At 64.1% G+C, this 16,025-nt stretch carries 18 protein-coding genes and 1 tRNA gene; 11 read left to right on the top strand and 8 right to left on the bottom strand.

Annotation, left to right across the window (positions count from 1 at the left end; all coding sequences use genetic code 11):
* Nucleotides 1-375: 375 nt before the first annotated feature.
* Nucleotides 376-1,368, bottom strand: coding sequence for an NAD-dependent epimerase/dehydratase family protein (locus N2603_RS01215; protein ID WP_260387382.1), 993 nt, complete (start codon nucleotides 1,366-1,368; stop codon nucleotides 376-378).
* A 76-nt stretch (nucleotides 1,369-1,444) separates the two neighbouring features.
* Nucleotides 1,445-1,519 (bottom strand) — tRNA-Gly (locus tag N2603_RS01210).
* 274 nt (nucleotides 1,520-1,793) lie between these two features.
* Between N2603_RS01210 and trxA the strand changes: the two genes are divergently transcribed.
* A complete protein-coding gene (gene trxA / locus N2603_RS01205; RefSeq protein ID WP_260387381.1) occupies nucleotides 1,794-2,717 on the top strand; it encodes a thioredoxin in 924 nt (307 codons plus the stop codon).
* Nucleotides 2,718-2,747: 30 nt separating this feature from the next.
* Nucleotides 2,748-3,425, top strand: a complete 678-nt coding sequence (locus N2603_RS01200) for an LON peptidase substrate-binding domain-containing protein (RefSeq protein ID WP_018648272.1) — start codon at nucleotides 2,748-2,750, stop codon at nucleotides 3,423-3,425.
* Between the two features lie 12 nt (nucleotides 3,426-3,437).
* Here the strand turns inward: N2603_RS01200 and N2603_RS01195 are convergent, their stop codons facing one another.
* The 4 genes from N2603_RS01195 to N2603_RS01180 form a co-directional block, all read right to left on the bottom strand.
* Nucleotides 3,438-5,939: an EAL domain-containing protein gene (locus N2603_RS01195; RefSeq protein ID WP_018648271.1), complete on the bottom strand. Its 2,502-nt coding sequence runs from the start codon at nucleotides 5,937-5,939 to the stop codon at nucleotides 3,438-3,440.
* A gap of 217 nt (nucleotides 5,940-6,156) precedes the next feature.
* Nucleotides 6,157-6,750, bottom strand: a complete 594-nt coding sequence (locus tag N2603_RS01190) for a cytochrome b/b6 domain-containing protein (protein ID WP_018648270.1) — start codon at nucleotides 6,748-6,750, stop codon at nucleotides 6,157-6,159.
* 98 nt (nucleotides 6,751-6,848) lie between these two features.
* Entirely contained in the window at nucleotides 6,849-7,127 is a 279-nt protein-coding gene (locus N2603_RS01185) for a PepSY domain-containing protein (protein WP_018648269.1), read from the bottom strand.
* 182 nt (nucleotides 7,128-7,309) lie between these two features.
* Nucleotides 7,310-7,660 carry a hypothetical protein gene (locus N2603_RS01180; RefSeq protein ID WP_026312864.1) on the bottom strand — a complete coding sequence of 117 codons (351 nt, stop codon included), beginning with the start codon at nucleotides 7,658-7,660 and terminating at the stop codon, nucleotides 7,310-7,312.
* A gap of 105 nt (nucleotides 7,661-7,765) precedes the next feature.
* On the opposite strand from N2603_RS01180, the gene N2603_RS01175 reads away from it, so the two are divergent.
* Together N2603_RS01175 and N2603_RS01170 are read left to right on the top strand one after the other, a co-directional pair.
* Nucleotides 7,766-8,296 (top strand): TetR/AcrR family transcriptional regulator, encoded by a 531-nt coding sequence (locus tag N2603_RS01175; protein WP_018648267.1) that lies wholly within the window; start codon nucleotides 7,766-7,768, stop codon nucleotides 8,294-8,296.
* A 60-nt stretch (nucleotides 8,297-8,356) separates the two neighbouring features.
* Nucleotides 8,357-8,554: a Trm112 family protein gene (locus tag N2603_RS01170; protein WP_007598651.1), complete on the top strand. Its 198-nt coding sequence runs from the start codon at nucleotides 8,357-8,359 to the stop codon at nucleotides 8,552-8,554.
* 51 nt (nucleotides 8,555-8,605) lie between these two features.
* Here N2603_RS01170 and N2603_RS01165 read toward each other — a convergent pair whose 3' ends face one another.
* Nucleotides 8,606-9,826: a ubiquinone biosynthesis hydroxylase gene (locus tag N2603_RS01165; protein ID WP_260387380.1), complete on the bottom strand. Its 1,221-nt coding sequence runs from the start codon at nucleotides 9,824-9,826 to the stop codon at nucleotides 8,606-8,608.
* 207 nt (nucleotides 9,827-10,033) lie between these two features.
* Here N2603_RS01165 and tesB point away from each other — a divergent pair, with 207 nt between their 5' ends.
* Nucleotides 10,034-10,897 carry an acyl-CoA thioesterase II gene (gene tesB / locus N2603_RS01160; protein WP_260387379.1) on the top strand — a complete coding sequence of 288 codons (864 nt, stop codon included), beginning with the start codon at nucleotides 10,034-10,036 and terminating at the stop codon, nucleotides 10,895-10,897.
* A gap of 3 nt (nucleotides 10,898-10,900) precedes the next feature.
* On the opposite strand, the gene N2603_RS01155 is transcribed toward tesB, so the two are convergent.
* Nucleotides 10,901-11,782: a DUF4339 domain-containing protein gene (locus N2603_RS01155; RefSeq protein ID WP_260387378.1), complete on the bottom strand. Its 882-nt coding sequence runs from the start codon at nucleotides 11,780-11,782 to the stop codon at nucleotides 10,901-10,903.
* Nucleotides 11,783-12,030: 248 nt separating this feature from the next.
* Between N2603_RS01155 and N2603_RS01150 the strand changes: the two genes are divergently transcribed.
* The 6 genes from N2603_RS01150 to N2603_RS01125 all read left to right on the top strand — a co-directional run bounded on the left by N2603_RS01150 (nucleotide 12,031) and on the right by N2603_RS01125 (nucleotide 15,997).
* Nucleotides 12,031-12,369, top strand: a complete 339-nt coding sequence (locus N2603_RS01150) for a P-II family nitrogen regulator (protein WP_008142802.1) — start codon at nucleotides 12,031-12,033, stop codon at nucleotides 12,367-12,369.
* Nucleotides 12,370-12,593: 224 nt separating this feature from the next.
* Complete coding sequence (locus N2603_RS01145; RefSeq protein WP_260387377.1) at nucleotides 12,594-13,895, top strand: ammonium transporter; 1,302 nt, start codon at nucleotides 12,594-12,596, stop codon at nucleotides 13,893-13,895.
* Between the two features lie 42 nt (nucleotides 13,896-13,937).
* Entirely contained in the window at nucleotides 13,938-14,252 is a 315-nt protein-coding gene (locus N2603_RS01140; RefSeq protein WP_018646000.1) for an ArsR/SmtB family transcription factor, read from the top strand.
* A 12-nt stretch (nucleotides 14,253-14,264) separates the two neighbouring features.
* Nucleotides 14,265-14,621 (top strand): SRPBCC family protein, encoded by a 357-nt coding sequence (locus N2603_RS01135; protein WP_260387376.1) that lies wholly within the window; start codon nucleotides 14,265-14,267, stop codon nucleotides 14,619-14,621.
* A 41-nt stretch (nucleotides 14,622-14,662) separates the two neighbouring features.
* Nucleotides 14,663-15,265, top strand: a complete 603-nt coding sequence (locus tag N2603_RS01130; protein WP_018646002.1) for an ATP-dependent Clp protease proteolytic subunit — start codon at nucleotides 14,663-14,665, stop codon at nucleotides 15,263-15,265.
* 393 nt (nucleotides 15,266-15,658) lie between these two features.
* Nucleotides 15,659-15,997 carry a P-II family nitrogen regulator gene (locus N2603_RS01125; protein ID WP_008142813.1) on the top strand — a complete coding sequence of 113 codons (339 nt, stop codon included), beginning with the start codon at nucleotides 15,659-15,661 and terminating at the stop codon, nucleotides 15,995-15,997.
* The last annotated feature ends 28 nt before the right edge of the window (nucleotides 15,998-16,025 follow it).

Here is a 16,025-nt window from a genome sequence, read left to right as displayed (position 1 = left end):
TCACTCCCCTAAGGCAGCCGTCAGGGCTGCACGTTCTTGTTTTGCTGTTTGAGTAGGCGAAGTTCGGAGTCTGTCAGGACGACAGACGTAAAAAGGTTAGCACATCTGCGAGCGGTGAGAAGCGCATCGCGTGTGCTGCGGTTGCGCTCAATAAAAGTTGAGACGGATTTGCTCCGGCCACCAGCGCGGCAAGGATAACGATCTCGCTGCAACGCGGAATCAGAAAGATGCCCAGCTCAATTTGCAGGCAGTGGGAAGGGCCCACACAAAAAGTGCGAGAACAACCCCATGCACAGTAGAATGCCTCAGGCCAATTTGCGCCCGGTGACACCGCGCAGGCGTTTGACACGTCGAGCAAAACTGCGAAAGCGGTGATCAGGAGGCGACGGGGTAGGGCCCGTCGTCGAAAACCGCCTCATGATAGCCTTTCGACCCGACTTCGCGCGCCAGCGTGCTGCGGTAATCCTGACCCGCACGCAGGCACTGCAGCACATGCGCAAAGTCGAATTCGGGCCGCCAGCCCAATTCGCGCCGGGCGCGCGCATTGACATAGACCCGGTCGATCTGCGGAAACAGGCGCCAGCCGCGCGCCGCATAGAGCTGCGCACAATCCGGATGGAGCGCGCGCACGACGCTTGCCGCGTCATCCGCCAGCGCCGCGAGATGATGCGGCTCGAACGGGCTCGTGGCCGAAACGATGTAGCGGGCAAAACCGATTCTCGGCGCGCGGTCGACGGCGAGCAGATGGGCGCTCACGGCGTCCGCTATATCCAGCCGGCGATAGAGCAGCTCGTTGGCCTGCGCGTTGTCCAGCGGATAGGCCGACCGCAGCGCCGGATCGTCATCGTCCTCCGGAAAGAAACGCGAGGTCCGCAAGACGACGACCGGAAGGGCGCGCTCGCGAAAGAACAGTTCGCACAGATTCTCCGCCATCAGCTTGGTCGTGCCGTAGATGTTCTTCGGCACCGGCAGCAAATCCTCGGTGACCCACACCGCCGCTTGGCCGGCTTCGGAACGAAGCTGCGAGCCGAATGCGCTGGTGGTGCTGGTGAAGACAAAGCTCTTCACACCGGCAGCCGCGGCTGCCTCGAGCAGATTGAGTGTGCCGGTGACGTTGGTGTCGACGAAGTCCCGTTTGGAGTGGGTCGCCACATGCGGCTTGTGCAGCGTCGCGGTGTGGATCACGGCCGTGACGCCCTCCATCTGCTCGCGCACGAACGCGGGATCGACGATCGAGCCGACCGCATCGGTGAAGGGGGAGGGGGAGGGCTTCAGATCGACGCCGCGCGCAGGCGACCCGCGCCGGCGGAGTATCCGCAGAATGGCTTCACCGAGGTGCCCTGCGCTGCCCGTTACCAGAATTGTCATTGCAAACCCAAGACAGCCGCCAGCGGCGTGGAAGACCACGGCCCGATCCGGCTTGGCTGGATGCTCTGGGAAAAATTGGAGCGGGCGAAGGGGCTCGAACCCTCGACCCCGACCTTGGCAAGGTCGTGCTCTACCACTGAGCTACACCCGCATCCTGTGTCGGTCGCGTGACGCGCCGGCAACGGCTGTCGTATGCCAAAAGCGGGAGGGGAATGCAACAGCTACCGGCAGCATAGATTCGCAATTGCGCGCCCCAAATAGACCCCGAATGCGGCTAAATCGCCCAGAAACGCCCCGGAACCGGCGAATCGGCCCCGATGGATTGAAATTCGGCCCATTCGGCCCAATTTAGGAGCCGACAACAAGCATCAGCGTTGGCGACGTGCTAAAGAGCCGCCATTCCAGACATCAGACGAGGGGATCCCGTGACGATCATCGACCAGGGTAACGGAGCGGCGGGCCCGGCTGCGGCCGATCTGATCAAGGACACCACCACCCAGACCTTCGTGAAGGACGTCATCGAGGAATCGAAGCGCCAGCCGGTGCTGATCGACTTCTGGGCGGAGTGGTGCGGCCCCTGCAAGCAGCTCACCCCCGTGCTGGAAAAGGTGGTCAAGGCGGCCAAGGGCAAGGTCAAGCTGGTCAAGATGAACATCGACCAGCACCCAGCGATCCCGGGCCAGATGGGGATCCAGTCGATCCCGGCCGTGATCGCCTTCGTCAACGGCCAGCCGGCCGACGGCTTCATGGGCGCGGTGCCCGAGAGCCAGCTCAACGCCTTCATCGAAAAGCTGACCAAGGGCGTCACCGCCCCCGGCGAGGTCAATGTCGCCGAGATCGTGCAGGAAGCCGATGCCGTGCTCGCCGAGGGCGACGCCGCAGCCGCCGCGCAGATCTATGCCGAGGCGCTGCAGCATGATTCGACCAACATCGCGGCCCTGGCCGGCCTTGCCAAATGCTACGCCGTCTCCGGCGCGATGGAGCAGGCCAAGCAGACGCTGGCCATGGTGCCGGAATCCAAGCGCAACGATCCCGCGGTGAAAGCCGTGCAGACGACGATCGATCTTGCCGAGCAGGCGGAGCAGCTCGGGCCCGTGGCCGAGCTGGAACAGAAAGTTGCCGCAAACCCGCTCGATCATCAGGCCCGCTTCGATCTCGCGACCGCGCTCAACGCCCAAGGCAATCGCGCGGCCGCCACCGACCAACTGCTCGAGATCGTCAGGCGCGACCGCAAGTGGAACGACGACGGCGCGCGCAAGCAGCTCGTGCAGTTCTTCGAGGCCTGGGGCGGCACGGATGATGCGACCGTCGAGGGACGAAAGCGCCTGTCGACGATCCTGTTTTCGTAGGGAATGCGTACAAGCGTCAGCGGGGACCAGATGCCGATCAACATCGAATATCGCGGACCCGCCGACCTTCCCGAAATCATTCCGGTGTTTCCGCTGCCGGGCGCGCTGCTATTGCCGCGCGGTCAGATGCCGCTCAACATCTTCGAGCCGCGCTATCTTGCGATGGTCGACGATTGCTTCCGCGACGGCCATCGCCTGATCGGCATGATCCAGCCCGACGTGGCGCACTCGCCGAAGAATTCCGACAAGCCCGCGCTGTTCCGCGTCGGCTGCGTCGGCCGCATCACCCAGCTCGCCGAATCCGGCGACGGCCGCTACATCCTCGAGCTCACCGGCGTCGCGCGCTTCAAGGTGGTAGAGGAGCTCGAGGTGCTCACCGCCTATCGGCAGTGCAAGGTGGATTTCTTTACCTTCGTCGACGACTTCACGGCCCGCATGGGCGAGGACGAGGTCGATCGGGAGGCGCTGCTGTCGGTGCTCGCGGACTTCCTGAAGGCCAACAATCTCAAGGTCGACTGGGAGGGCGTCGAGAGCGCGCCCAACGAGGCGCTGGTCAACGCGCTGGCGATGATGTCTCCCTACGGCCCCGCCGAAAAGCAGGCCATGCTGGAAGCGCCCGACCTGAAGACCCGCGCCGAGATCCTGATCGCGGTCACCGAGATGGACCTCGCCAAGAAGCGCACAAGCGGCGACCCGCCGTTGCAGTGAGCCTCTGACGGCTCACGCCGCGCGGATGGCTGCTCCGGAACCTCGCCGCAGCATCCTGGCGATGTCGGAGGCAGGCATCGGCCGGCTGAAATAATAGCCTTGCGTTTCGCCGCATCCTTCTTCGCGCAGGATGTCGAGCTGCTCCTTGGTTTCGACGCCTTCGGCGGTCGTCGTCTTGCCGAGGCTGACCGCGAAACGAACCACCGCTCGCGCCAGATGGCGCGCCTCGGCCCGCGGGCTGGAGAGTTCGTTGACGAAGCTGCGGTCGATCTTGACCTTGTCGAACGGGAATCTCTGCAGGAAGCTCAGCGATGAATAGCCGGTGCCGAAATCGTCCAGGGCAATTCGCACGCCGAGCTCGCGCAGCTCGGCGAGCACAGCAAAGACGGCTTCGCTGTCATGCATGATCACCGTCTCGGTGACCTCGAGCTCGAGCCTGTGCGGCGCAAGTCCTGAACTCGCCAGCGCGCCGACAATGACCGGAACGAGCTCCTTGCTCCTGAATTGAGCGGGAGACAGGTTGATCGCGATCCTGACATGTGCAGGCCATGTGGCGGCTTCCGCGCAGGCGGTCCTCAAGACCCATTCTCCCAGCGGCACGATCAAGCCGGTCTCCTCCGCAAGCGGGATGAATTCGCCCGGCAGGACCATGCCTCGCTGCGGGTGATGCCAGCGCAGCAAGGCCTCGAAGCCATAGGTCTTTCCGGTCGCCGCGCCGACGAACGGCTGATAGTGAAGCTCGAATTGACGCCCCGCGAGCGCAGCCCGCATGTCGCGCTCCAAATTGCGTCGCGCATGCATGAGCTCGTCGAGCTCCGGCTCGAAGAAGCGGAATGCACCACGTCCGCCGCTCTTGGCCGAGTAGAGGGCGAGATCCGCGCTCTTCAGGATCACGTCCGAATCGTTGCCATCGCGCGGCGCGATGGCAATGCCGATGCTGGTGCCCACCGTGACCCGGTGATCGCCGAGATCGAAGGGTTCGCAGAGCGCCTTTCTGATGTTCTCGGCCAGGGCGGCGGCCTCCACGGCCGGGTTGGTCACGTAATCGATCACCGCGAACTCGTCGCCGCCCAGCCGGGCGATCAACGCGGTTTCCGTGACGCATTCGCGCAGACGCGCAGCGACGGCGCGCAGCAGGGCATCGCCCGCCGGATGTCCAAGCGTGTCGTTGACTTCCTTGAAGCGATCGAGGTCGAGCATGAGCACGGCCAGATCGAGGCCGCCATTGCGCGTCACCGCAATCGCATGCTCCATCCGTTCCCTGAGCAGCACGCGATTTGGCAGATCGGTCAGCGCGTCGTGTTGCGCCATATGGGTGATCTTGGCCTCGGACCGGCGTTGCTCGGTCACATCGAGATGCGTGGCCACCCATCCGCCGCCGGCCATTGGCTGCCGTGTCACGCAGATCAGCCGGCCATCCGCAAACTCGTCGATCCTGCTCGAAACGGCATCGAACGGCAGGGCTGCCAGTTTCGAGATGAACTGCTCGGCAGCGCCTTCGCTGGAATCGCCCTTGAGAATGCCCTTCGCGATACGATGCCTGATGATGTCGGCATGCGATGTCCCGGTCCTCAGCAGTTCCGGCGGCAACTGATAGAGCCGGGCATAACGCTCGTTGCAGACGACGAGCCGCTTTTCGGCGTCGAACATGCAAAGGCCCTCGACCATGTGATTGATCGCCGTGTCCAGCCTGAGCGTCTGTCCCTGTAGCTCCTGCTGCGAATCTTCGAGCTGCTGCCGGGCGACCGAAAGCTGGCTGATGATCTCCTCGAACCTGGCGGTTCGGCTTGCCAGGCGACGATCGGCCAGCACGCCGATCAGGCTCATCCCCAGCACGGAAAGCGCCACACCGGCGATGGCAAGCGCGAGGAACGCCGGAGACAGCGAAAGCGTATCCGTCGCGAGGGTGGGATCCGGCGTGATCTGCACGGCACCCATGGCCGTGAAGTGATGCGACACGATGGCGAGTGTGAGCAGGACGGCCGCTGCCAGGGTGCCTCGATAGCCCTGGTAGGTGAGGGCAACTGACAGCGCGGCGTAGCCGAGACACATGCCGAAAATGATCGAGACGAAGACGAGGTCTACTGACCAGGAGACCCGGCCAGGCACTTCAAGGGCCCACATTCCCAGATAGTGCATGCTGGCAATGCCGCCGCCGATGATGATCCCCCCTGCCATCGCGCCCCAGCGAGCGGACGCGCCGACCGCAACGCCGAAGCCGACCGAGGTCAAAAGCATAGCCGCAGCGAGCGAAAACGCGGTCAGCACGAGGCCGTAGCCAGTCGTGACGCCGGGTTCATAAGCGAGCATCGCGACGAAATGCGTCGCCCAGATTCCGTATCCGATGGCTGCGCCGGCGATCGCGATCCAGATCCACCGCGTTCGCGAGCGCGTCGCGATCGCTCGATGAAAGATGCTGGCCGCGACGATGCTTGCGACGAAGCAGACGAGGCCTGCGAGCACAACGAGCCGCCAATCGTGCTCGGCCGTAAGACAGGAAAAAACGCGGAACATTCAATATCGCTCCCTCGTCAATACTATCGAGGATTGAGCCGATCAGACTTTCTCCGCGTTAATTTTCTGCAATGCCCAGTTGCATGCCTATCGCGAGGTAAATGCTTGCCGGCAAATGACGCCAGTTGGGCGTAGTTGTGCGGGTTACGATGGTTCCGCCCCGTGAAACTACGCGATTGAGTGGGCCTGCAGTTGCTTGGGAACTCAACCGGTTCCCTTAGGGATGATGCCGGATGCGCTTGCGGCCGGTGATCATCGCGCGGATCAGGTTCTCGCGCTGAAGCAGTCCCATCAGCAGCACGCCGAGCACGTGCAGCACGACCAGCACAATGACCGCGTCCGATGAATAGTGGTGGGTGTCCTCGACCCACCAGAGGCCGAAGAAGGTCACGGTCACCGACATCGCGCCCGTGATTGCCGAGACGGCGACCGCCAGCAGCAGCGCCACCAGCATCAACGTGCCGGCGGGATTGAGTCCGATATAGCGGCCGGTGATGCCGCGGCGCAGATTCCAGAGATAGCGCGGCGCGGCACGCAAGCGGACGCCGACCATGCGGAAGCGGGAGTAGCGACTGCCCCAAAAACCCCAGACCAGACGGAAGGCGAGAAGCCCAAGCACCGTGTAGCCGACGATGCGATGAAGCCGGTCATAGACGGTGGGCGTGAACCACGCGGCCATGATGCTGGCCGCGAAAGCCCAGTGCCAGAGGCGCAGCGGCAGATCCCAGACTGCGACCGTCCGCGAAGCGGTTCGATCCGCGGGGGTCCTGTCGGACGCCCCGCGCGCTTCTGGCACCGCTTCCTCGATCAAGCTGGGACCACCCTTGAGCCTAACTCTGCGCGGACGATCTCGCGCAGCTCAACTGGCAAGTTTACTTGCAGCCTTGCTTGCAGCCTTACTTGGCAGCCTTACTTGGCAATCGTGTGCTTCAGGCTGAGATCTTCCGGGCTGTAGAACAGCTCGTAGAGCTTGCCTTCCTTGACGCCGTACACCTCGTAGCACGAACCTTCGATCTTGGAGCGACGCACTTCGTAGCCCAGCGCCTTGGCCTTGGCTTCAGCTTCGCTGGCCGGCTTCCACGACGCCTTGTCGAGCTTGGTGCAGTCCTTGAAACCGTCGGCCATGGCGGTCGATCCCGCGCCAATCCCGACCGTCAGTGCAATGGCAACAACACGAATGACCTTCACGAACTTCTCCTCCTCTGTCGTGGGCGCTGCGCGGAGCCGCGAGCGGGACCGAAGGAAGCAAAGGAGGAGGTGAAGTCAATCGGGTTCGGGCATGGATCGCTTTAGATAAGTTCTAACATCCGCCAAAAGCTGAGTGCTCTCCGTGCGCAGCGCGCCTCTGCGGCCTTACGCCTCACGCGCAGCTAGTAGCCCGCAACCGCCAGCACGACGACCGCACTGAGCATCATCCAGCCGAAGTGCCGGCCGCGCGTCGCCCATGCGTTGGCGCAAGCGGAGAAGCCGAACACAGAGGCCATGGTGGCGACGATCCAGTGGCGCGCCGGCTCCGAGCCCATCCAGGGCGTCGCGATGAGGAGCACGCCACCGCCGATCCAGGCGACGGTCGAGGCCTGCCAGACCAGGCGGATCAGCGTGCGCAGCCGTTCCGGCTCGATGCGGGCGCGGACGAACACCTTGGCCTCGCCGAGGTAGCCGTGGATCAGGGCCACGACGACGGTCAGCACGCCGGCGCACTGGAGCAAGAGATCACGCATCGTCAGGGCTCCCGAAGCTTCGTCCATACATCTGTGTATGGTGAGATAAGCGCTGGCCCGCGACCTGTCAATACACTAGTGTATGGCCTGATCCCGGGAACTGATATGACCGAACAGCTCTCCGCCGACGATTGGACCAGCCAGGGCCTGAAGACGCTCGCCAGAAACGGCTTCACCGCGTTGAAGGCCGACCCCCTCGCCAGGGCCATGGGGGTTTCGCGCGGCAGCTTCTATTGGCATTTTGCCGATCTCGGCGCGTTCCACGCTGCTGTGCTGAAGCGCTGGCGCGAAATCGCTGCGGAACAGATCATCGCCGACGTCGAGGCGGCCGGCGACGAGCCGCTGAAGGCGCTGCTGCGCCGGTCGTTCGGCGCGCGGCTCGACCTCGAGCGCGCGGTGCGCAACTGGGCGGCGTTCGATGCGGGCGCGCAAGGAGCGGTGCGCGCGATCGACCGCCGCAGGCTCGACTATATCGAGCAGCTGCTGGTGATGCGCGGGCTTGCGCCGATGGCGGCGCAGGCCCGCGCGCAGATCCTCTATTGGACGTTTCTCGGCTTTGCCCTGTCCGGGGCGCCGGTGCCGGCGGCGCGGCTCGAGGCCCTGCTGGACGAGCTTCTGCAAATGGTCTCCGCGTGACCGACGCGATGGGCGGGGGCGGATTTCTGTGCTAGAGGCAACCGACCGCCGGAGACAATGATGAACGCGCCTACCGAACGCCCCGAAGCCAGTGTCGATCCCAAGCTGCTGGAGATTCTGGTCTGCCCGCTGACCAAGGGCCCGCTGGAGTTCGATTCTGCAAAGCAGGAGCTGATCTCGCGCAGCGCCAAGCTCGCCTATCCGATCCGCGACGGCATCCCGATCATGCTGCCGGAAGAGGCGCGCAAGATCGATTGAGGCTCCACAACTAGGCCGGGACGACGGCGGGGCATGTAGCGCCAGCGCCGCTTACAACGCCTCGCCCTTCAACAGCCGCGGCACCTCGCCGGTGAGGCCGGCGGCCTGGCGGATGAAGAGGTTCTTCAGCGGCGGGGCGCGGTCGACGAGGCCGAGGCCGATGTCGCGCACCGTGCGCAGCAAGGTCGACTGGTTGGAGAACAGGAAGTTCAGCGAGTTGGTGGCAACGCCCATCGCCATTGTGTCGAAGCGGCGCCAGCGCTGGTAGCGCTCGAGCACGTCGGCGCCGCCGAGATCCATGCCGAGCCGCGCGGCGTCGACGACGACCTCGGCCAGCGCGGCAACATCCTTCAGCCCCATGTTGAGGCCCTGGCCCGCGATGGGGTGGATGACATGCGCGGCATCGCCGACCAGCGCGAGGCGCTCGCCGATGAAGGAGCGCGCGACGAAATAGGACAGCGGAAACGCGCGCGGCTTGTCGAGCGCCTTCACCTCGCCGAGATGAAGGCCGAAGCGCTGCTCGAGCTCGCTGTGAAAGTCCTCGTCACTGAGCGCAATGATGCGCGCGGCCTCAGCCCGGCGCTCGGTCCATACCAGCGATGAGCGTTTTCCGGTGAGCGGCAGGATCGCGAAGGGGCCCGCGGGCAGGAAGTGCTCCTCGGCGCGGCCTTCGTGATCGCGCTCGTGGCCGACGGTGACGACGATGCCGGACTGGTCATACTCCCAGCCATGGGTGGCGATGCCGGCACGCTCGCGCAGCTTCGACCTCGCGCCGTCGGCGGCGACCAGGAGGCTCGCCGCGATCGTGCTGCCGTCACCGAGCGTCACGTCGATGCCCTCGGCGCGCGCGTCGTAAGACGACACCGTGGTGGCGCGAAGATCGATGCCCTCGGCCTCGGCACGCACCACCAGCGCATCGATCAGGCGGCGGTTCTCGACCATGTGGGCAAAGGGCTCGCCCGGCGCGACGTCGCCGGCGAAATTCAGGAACGCGGGACGCGTGGCGTCCTCCAGCTTGGAATCGGTGACGACCATGTCGAGGATCGGCTGCGCCTCGCCCCTGACGTCGTCCCAGGCGCCGATCGCCTCGAACAGGCGGCGGCAGGCGGCGACGATCGCGGTGGCGCGCGGGTCCCGGCTCGGCCGCGTGCTGAGCGCGGGATCGGCGACGATCACGGGGATCTCTGGCCCGAGCCCCTGGCGCAACGCCAGCGCCAGCGCCAGGCCGGCAAACGCGCCGCCGCCAATGACAATGCTTCCCTGTACCGACATACCAAGCTTCCCGGTCAATTCTCGGTCTTGCTAGCAGACTTGAGCTGGGCGAAACAGTGCGGTGAAACAAGGGCGGAACGGCCCCCCATTGTGTCATTCCGGGGCGCGCAAATGCGCGAACCCGGAATCCAGAGGTTGTCGGCTCGGGATTCCGGGTTCATCGCTGTCGCGATGCCCCGGAATGACGAGACATCTGAAAGCACCATCATGTCCAAAAGCCTGATCGACCTGATCTCGATCCTCGATCTCGAACAGCTCGAGGTGAACCTGTTCCGCGGCAACAGCCCGAAGACGAGCTGGCAACGGGTGTTCGGCGGCCAGGTGATCGGGCAGGCGATGGTTGCGGCCTGCCGCACGGTCGAGGGCCGCCTGCCGCATTCGCTGCATTGCTATTTCATCCTGCCGGGCGATCCGCAGATCCCGATCATCTACCAGGTCGAGCGCCTGCGCGACGGCAAGAGCTATTCGACGCGGCGCGTCACCGCGATCCAGCACGGCAACGCGATCTTCTCGATCATGGTGTCGTTCCACGCCGACGAGGAGACCGCGTTCGATCATCAGGACAAGATGCCCGACGTGCCGCCGCCGGAAAAGCTCACGGCGGAGGAAGTGGCGAAGCAACCGATGTTCCGCGAGATGCCGGAGTTCATCCGCCGCTACTACGAATCCGACCGCCCGATCGAGCTGCGCCCGGTCGAGCTCGGCCGCTATTTCGGCCAGAAGATCGACGACGGCCGCATCCACGTCTGGATCAGGACCGCGGCAAAGCTGCCTGACGATCCGGCGCTGCACATGTGCGCACTCGCCTATGCCTCGGACTTCTCGCTGCTGGATGCGATCATGGCGCGCTACGGCCGCACGCTGTTCGACAAGCGCATGATGCCGGCGAGCCTCGACCACGCGATGTGGTTTCACCGCCCGTTCCGCGCCGACGAATGGCTGCTCTACGCGCAGGATTCGCCGAGCGCGCAATCAGGCCGCGGCCTGACCCGCGGCTCGATCTTCAAGCCCGACGGAACGCTGGTCGCCTCCGTCGCGCAGGAAGGCTCTGTGCGCGAGCGGAGGAGCTGACCGCTAGCGCGCGCCTCGCGGAGCAAGCTCGGTCTGCGACGCGAACCAGTTCATGATCCAGCGATACACCCACGGAATCGGGATGATCAGGCTGCACAGGATCGCAGCCACGATGCCGCGCCAGAGGATGTCGAGTCCGCTGCCCTTGAAGACGATCTCGCGCCGCGTGCCCTCGATGCTGCGGCAGAACCAGCGCATCTGGGCCGCGGCAACCCAGGCCCAGCCGATGATGGTGATGATGGAGATCGCAAACAGCAGATTCCAGCCGATATACGCCCAGACCGAACCGGTGAAGCTGAGACCGAGCGGCTGCCCGTTGGAAGCCAGGTTCGCGACCATCCATTTGATCAGGAGCCAGTAGAGCACGATCTGGACGATGAACAGCAAATTGCTGAGCAACTGGCTGCCGACGAAGCCGAGCGCGATCGCCAGAACGATGAAGCCGAAGAACCAGGGCACCAGCGTCATCGCGCTGCCGGTGAAGCTGAGATTGGGTCGACCGGGGACCTTCAGGCAGGGCACGATCCATTTCGTGTACCAGACGAACAGCCACGGCACCGGGATCACGAAGCACGATCCGATCACGAGCACGAGCGTGCGCCAAGTGAACTCGAGGATGCCGAAATCGACGGCCAGCGATCCTCCGCCGCCGCCGCCGCCATAGCCACCGCCGCCCATCATCGGCGGGCCGCCGGCCGGAACCATCGGAGGTCCGCCGCCGCCGACCAGGCCGGGAATTTCGACGGCCTTCTGCCAGCCGGCCATGCCCTCGGTCCACACCAGCGTGTCCGGGCGGACGACGCCCTGGGCGATCAGATCGCGGAATTGTCCTTCCGGAAAGGGCCCCTGCTGCTTGCCCTCGGATGCATAGAACCAACTCGCCATGAAGCGTCCCCCTCGAACATACTTATGTACCGGCCGGGACGCTTCGGTTCACCGCATCCATGCCAAAAATGCATTGTGAAGGATGAACGGCTGCCCTGTACAGAGGCGGCCATTCACATGACCGCCCTTGGCCAAACGTTTTTCCGCTTCAATCTGCAACATTTTTATGCCATTTGCCCGAAAAGATGCCAGATTGACGCGGCGCCGGGGACATACGGCGCGGCGCATCCCGGGGAATAGGCCTGACCATGAAACTCGTCGTCGCGATCATCAAACCCTTCAAGCTCGATGAGGTCCGCCAGGCCCTGACGGCGATCGGCGTCCACGGCATGACCGTGACCGAGGTGAAGGGCTATGGCCGCCAGAAGGGCCATACCGAGATCTATCGCGGCGCCGAGTATGTCGTGAACTTCCTGCCGAAGCTGCGCATCGAGATCGCGGTCGCCTCCGACGTCGCCGACAAGGCGGTGGCCGTGATCACCGCGACGGCCCGCACCGGCCAGATTGGCGACGGCAAGATCTTCGTCACGCCGATCGACCACGCGCTGCGCATCCGCACCGGCGAGACCGACAGCGACGCGCTCTGACTTTGACTACGGTACGAGACCCTCATGGTGAGGAGCGCGGAACGCGCGTCTCGAACCATGAAGGCCCAGATCTCGCCTGCGGCCATCCTTCGAGACGCGCGCGAGCGCGCTCCTGAGGATGAGGGCGGAGTGCTTGTAACGTAGTTGCGACTGACTCTTTCTTCGATCGCACCGGGCAACGACGCCACAGCGTGCGACGTTATTTCTATGCTGGGGGAAACAACATGGCGGGATTGTTGCACCGTGCAGCCGGTTTGGCTGCGCCGATCGGATTTGCGTTGGTCATGGCCACGCCGGCGCACGCCGCCGCCTCCGAGATCAACACCGCCGACACCGCCTGGATGATCGTCGCCACCGCGCTGGTGCTGATGATGACGATCCCGGGTCTGGCGCTGTTCTATTCCGGCATGGTGCGCAAGAAGAACGTGCTCGCCACCATGGCGCAGAGCCTTGCTGCGGTGACGATGATCTCCATCCTCTGGGTCGCGTTCGGCTATTCGCTCTGCTTCGTCGGCGACGGGCCGTGGATCGGCACGCTCGACCGCTGGTTCCTCGCCGGCATGACGCTCGACAGCGTCAACCCGGCGGCGAAGACGATCCCGGAAGCATTGTTCATGCTGTACCAGATGACGTTTGCGATCATCACGGTGGCGCTGGTCGCGGGCTCCGTCGCCGACCGCATGCGGTTCTCCGCTTATCTGTTGTTCTCCGTCGCCTGGTTCATCTTCGTCTACATTCCGCTGGCGCATTGGGTCTGGGGCGGCGGCTTCCTCGCCAGCATGGGCGTGATGGATTTCGCCGGCGGCCTCGTGGTGCATCTGTCGGCCGGCACCGCCGGCCTCGTCGCCGCCAAGGTGATGGGACGCCGTCACGGCTACGGCACAGAAAATCTCTCGCCGTTCGATCTCTCGCTCGCGGTGATGGGCACCGGCCTATTGTGGGTCGGCTGGTTCGGCTTCAACGGTGGCTCGGCGGGCGCAGCCAATTCGCGCGCGGTGATGGCGATCATCGCGACACATCTGGCAGCCTGTTCCGGTGCGCTGACCTGGGGCGCGATCGAATGGTCGACCCGGCGCAAGCCCTCCGTGCTCGGCATGATCTCCGGCGCGGTCGCGGGTCTTGGCACCATCACGCCGGCCTCCGGATTCGTGGCGCCCTGGCACGGCATCGTCATCGGGGTGATCGCGGGAGCGGTCTGCTACTGGGCCTGCACCTGGCTGAAGCACCGCTTCAACTACGACGACTCCCTCGACGTGTTCGGCGTCCACGGCATCGGCGGCCTGACCGGGACCCTGCTCGCCGGCGTGTTCGCGACCAGCGCGATCGGCGGCACCGCCGGCCTGCTCGAGGGCCATCCGCAGCAGCTCCTGATCCAGCTCTACGGGGTCGCCGTCACCTTCGTCTGGGCCGCGGGTGTGAGTTTTGTGCTGCTCAAGCTGGTCGGCCTGTTCGTGCCCTTGCGCGTATCCCGTGAGCACGAGCTCGAGGGACTGGATATTTCGCAGCACGGCGAAGCCCTTCAGTAATCGAGGCTTGCGCGACACATAAGTACATGCTTATGTGTTGACATGATCGAAGCCGACATCTTCAAGGCACTGGCCGACCCGACGCGCCGAAAAGTCTTTGAGAAGCTCGCTGGCGGAAGCCTGAATGCCAGCGCTTTGCGCGACGGTTTGGAGATCAGCCAGCCGGCGATGTCGCAGCATCTTTCGGTGCTGCGCGCGGCAGGCCTCGTGCGCGAACAGCGGCAGGGCCGCTTTGTGAATTACGAAGTCGACCCGGACGGAATCGTGGCCATCGGGGCATGGCTTGCGCGTTACCGCGCCTATTGGCCGAAGCGCATGGAAGCACTCGCCGATCTCCTCAAGGACATGGATCAATAAGGATCTGGACCAATGAGCGACGCAGCGAAACCTGATCCCTCCGACGCAGAACTGGTGCTCGAATATGAATTCGACGCGCCGCCGGCAAAGGTCTGGCGCGCCGTCACGATTCCGGCGCTGCGCGAACGCTGGCTACCGGATTGCGACCTTGCCGGGGCCGAGCCGGAATCGTCGATCGCGGGCGAAGAGGTGCGCTACCGGCTTCGCGATTCCGAACCGCCGTTTCGCGAAAGCCACGTGATCTTCCGGATCGAGCCGAACGTGTCAGGCGGCACGCGCTTTCGCATCATCCAGCAAGCCTGCGACGATGATGCGAAGCTGCCGCAGCCGGCCAACAGCAATTGCTGCTTGATGCGCGTCGCCGCCTAACACCAGCAAGACTTCATCACCTGCAAACATGGAGGTCGCCAATGCGCGACATGCTTCAGCTCGTCCCTATGGTTGTCGAACAATCCGCCCGCGGCGAGCGATCCTTCGACATCTATTCGCGGCTCCTGCGCGAACGCATCATCTTCCTCAACGGCGAGGTCAATGATGCGATGTCGGGTCTCGTCTGCGCGCAATTGCTGTTCCTGGAGGCGGAGAATCCGAACAGGCCGATCAACCTCTACATCAACTCCTATGGCGGCGTGGTCACCTCTGGTCTCGCCATGTACGACACCATGCAGTTCATCAAGGCGCCGGTTCATACGCTGTGCATGGGCACCGCGCGCTCGATGGGCTCGTTCCTGCTGATGGCCGGCGAGCCAGGTCACCGCGCCGCGCTCCCCAATGCGAGCCTTCACGTGCATCAGCCGCTCGGCGGCTTCCAGGGCCAGGCGTCCGACATCCTGATCCATGCCAACGAAATGCAGGAGACCAAGCGGCGCATCACCCGGCTCTACGCGCAGCATTGCGGGCGCACCGAGGCGGAGGTGGAACGTACCCTGGACCGCGACCACTTCATGACCGCGCAGCAAGGGGTCGAATGGGGATTGATCGACCGGGTCTTTGCGCAGCGCGAGGCCGCCTGACGGTCCAGGCCGGTTGCGCGCATCCCGTGAGCACGCCGAGGGCCGGTTCGATATCTCGTAGGGCGGTGGGGCCCCTTATCAGGCCTCTTCTGTAATTAAATACCTTCTTGCTGCCCGACACGTGAGCAGCAATTGTGTCGGCAGCCTGTCGTGCCTGCTTTTTGATCAGATATGACCACGTTTTGAGCGCGACGTAATAGCGCACTGCACCGCAATACGCGTCGGGGGCAAAAATACCCGTTTTCATAGTCCGTTAGGCAATGCGCCCGATCTGGCACGGCATTTGATTCTAGGGGTCCTGGCTGTGCCCGCGTAGTGAACTTCTCCCTCGTGGCGAACCAGTCGAGAAACGCCCGGCCACGTCCGGACCGGGCCCAAGCGGGGATAGGACCCATGAAAATTGTTATGGCGATTATCAAGCCATTCAAGCTGGAAGAAGTCCGTGACGCCCTGACCGCCATCGGCGTTCACGGTCTCACGGTGACGGAAGTCAAGGGGTATGGCCGCCAGAAGGGCCATACGGAAATCTATCGCGGCGCCGAATATGCCGTGAGCTTCCTGCCCAAGATCAAGATCGAGGTCGCTGTCGCCTCCGACCAGGTCGACAAGACCATCGACGCCATCACGTCCGCTGCGAAAACCGGACAGATCGGCGACGGCAAGATCTTCGTCATCAATCTCGACCATGCGGTTCGCATCCGCACCGGCGAGGCCGATGCCGCGGCCCTCTGATTTCGCGCTCAACCTTATCCAATCAGGA

Source organism: Bradyrhizobium huanghuaihaiense (assembly GCF_025200885.1).
In the GTDB taxonomy this organism is placed as follows: Bacteria; Pseudomonadota; Alphaproteobacteria; order Rhizobiales; family Xanthobacteraceae; genus Bradyrhizobium; species Bradyrhizobium huanghuaihaiense.
This window is presented reverse-complemented; position numbering and strand designations above follow the sequence as displayed.

Coding starts and splice junctions, on each gene's coding strand:
- N2603_RS01215 (WP_260387382.1), bottom strand. CDS start 1,368: ATGACAATTCTGGTAACGGGCAGCGCAGGGCACCTCGGTGAAGCCATT.
- N2603_RS01200 (WP_018648272.1), top strand. CDS start 2,748: ATGCCGATCAACATCGAATATCGCGGACCCGCCGACCTTCCCGAAATC.
- N2603_RS01195 (WP_018648271.1), bottom strand. CDS start 5,939: ATGTTCCGCGTTTTTTCCTGTCTTACGGCCGAGCACGATTGGCGGCTC.
- N2603_RS01180 (WP_026312864.1), bottom strand. CDS start 7,660: ATGCGTGATCTCTTGCTCCAGTGCGCCGGCGTGCTGACCGTCGTCGTG.
- N2603_RS01175 (WP_018648267.1), top strand. CDS start 7,766: ATGACCGAACAGCTCTCCGCCGACGATTGGACCAGCCAGGGCCTGAAG.
- N2603_RS01170 (WP_007598651.1), top strand. CDS start 8,357: ATGAACGCGCCTACCGAACGCCCCGAAGCCAGTGTCGATCCCAAGCTG.
- N2603_RS01165 (WP_260387380.1), bottom strand. CDS start 9,826: ATGTCGGTACAGGGAAGCATTGTCATTGGCGGCGGCGCGTTTGCCGGC.
- tesB (WP_260387379.1), top strand. CDS start 10,034: ATGTCCAAAAGCCTGATCGACCTGATCTCGATCCTCGATCTCGAACAG.
- N2603_RS01155 (WP_260387378.1), bottom strand. CDS start 11,782: ATGGCGAGTTGGTTCTATGCATCCGAGGGCAAGCAGCAGGGGCCCTTT.
- N2603_RS01150 (WP_008142802.1), top strand. CDS start 12,031: ATGAAACTCGTCGTCGCGATCATCAAACCCTTCAAGCTCGATGAGGTC.
- N2603_RS01145 (WP_260387377.1), top strand. CDS start 12,594: ATGGCGGGATTGTTGCACCGTGCAGCCGGTTTGGCTGCGCCGATCGGA.
- N2603_RS01140 (WP_018646000.1), top strand. CDS start 13,938: ATGATCGAAGCCGACATCTTCAAGGCACTGGCCGACCCGACGCGCCGA.
- N2603_RS01135 (WP_260387376.1), top strand. CDS start 14,265: ATGAGCGACGCAGCGAAACCTGATCCCTCCGACGCAGAACTGGTGCTC.
- N2603_RS01130 (WP_018646002.1), top strand. CDS start 14,663: ATGCGCGACATGCTTCAGCTCGTCCCTATGGTTGTCGAACAATCCGCC.
- N2603_RS01125 (WP_008142813.1), top strand. CDS start 15,659: ATGAAAATTGTTATGGCGATTATCAAGCCATTCAAGCTGGAAGAAGTC.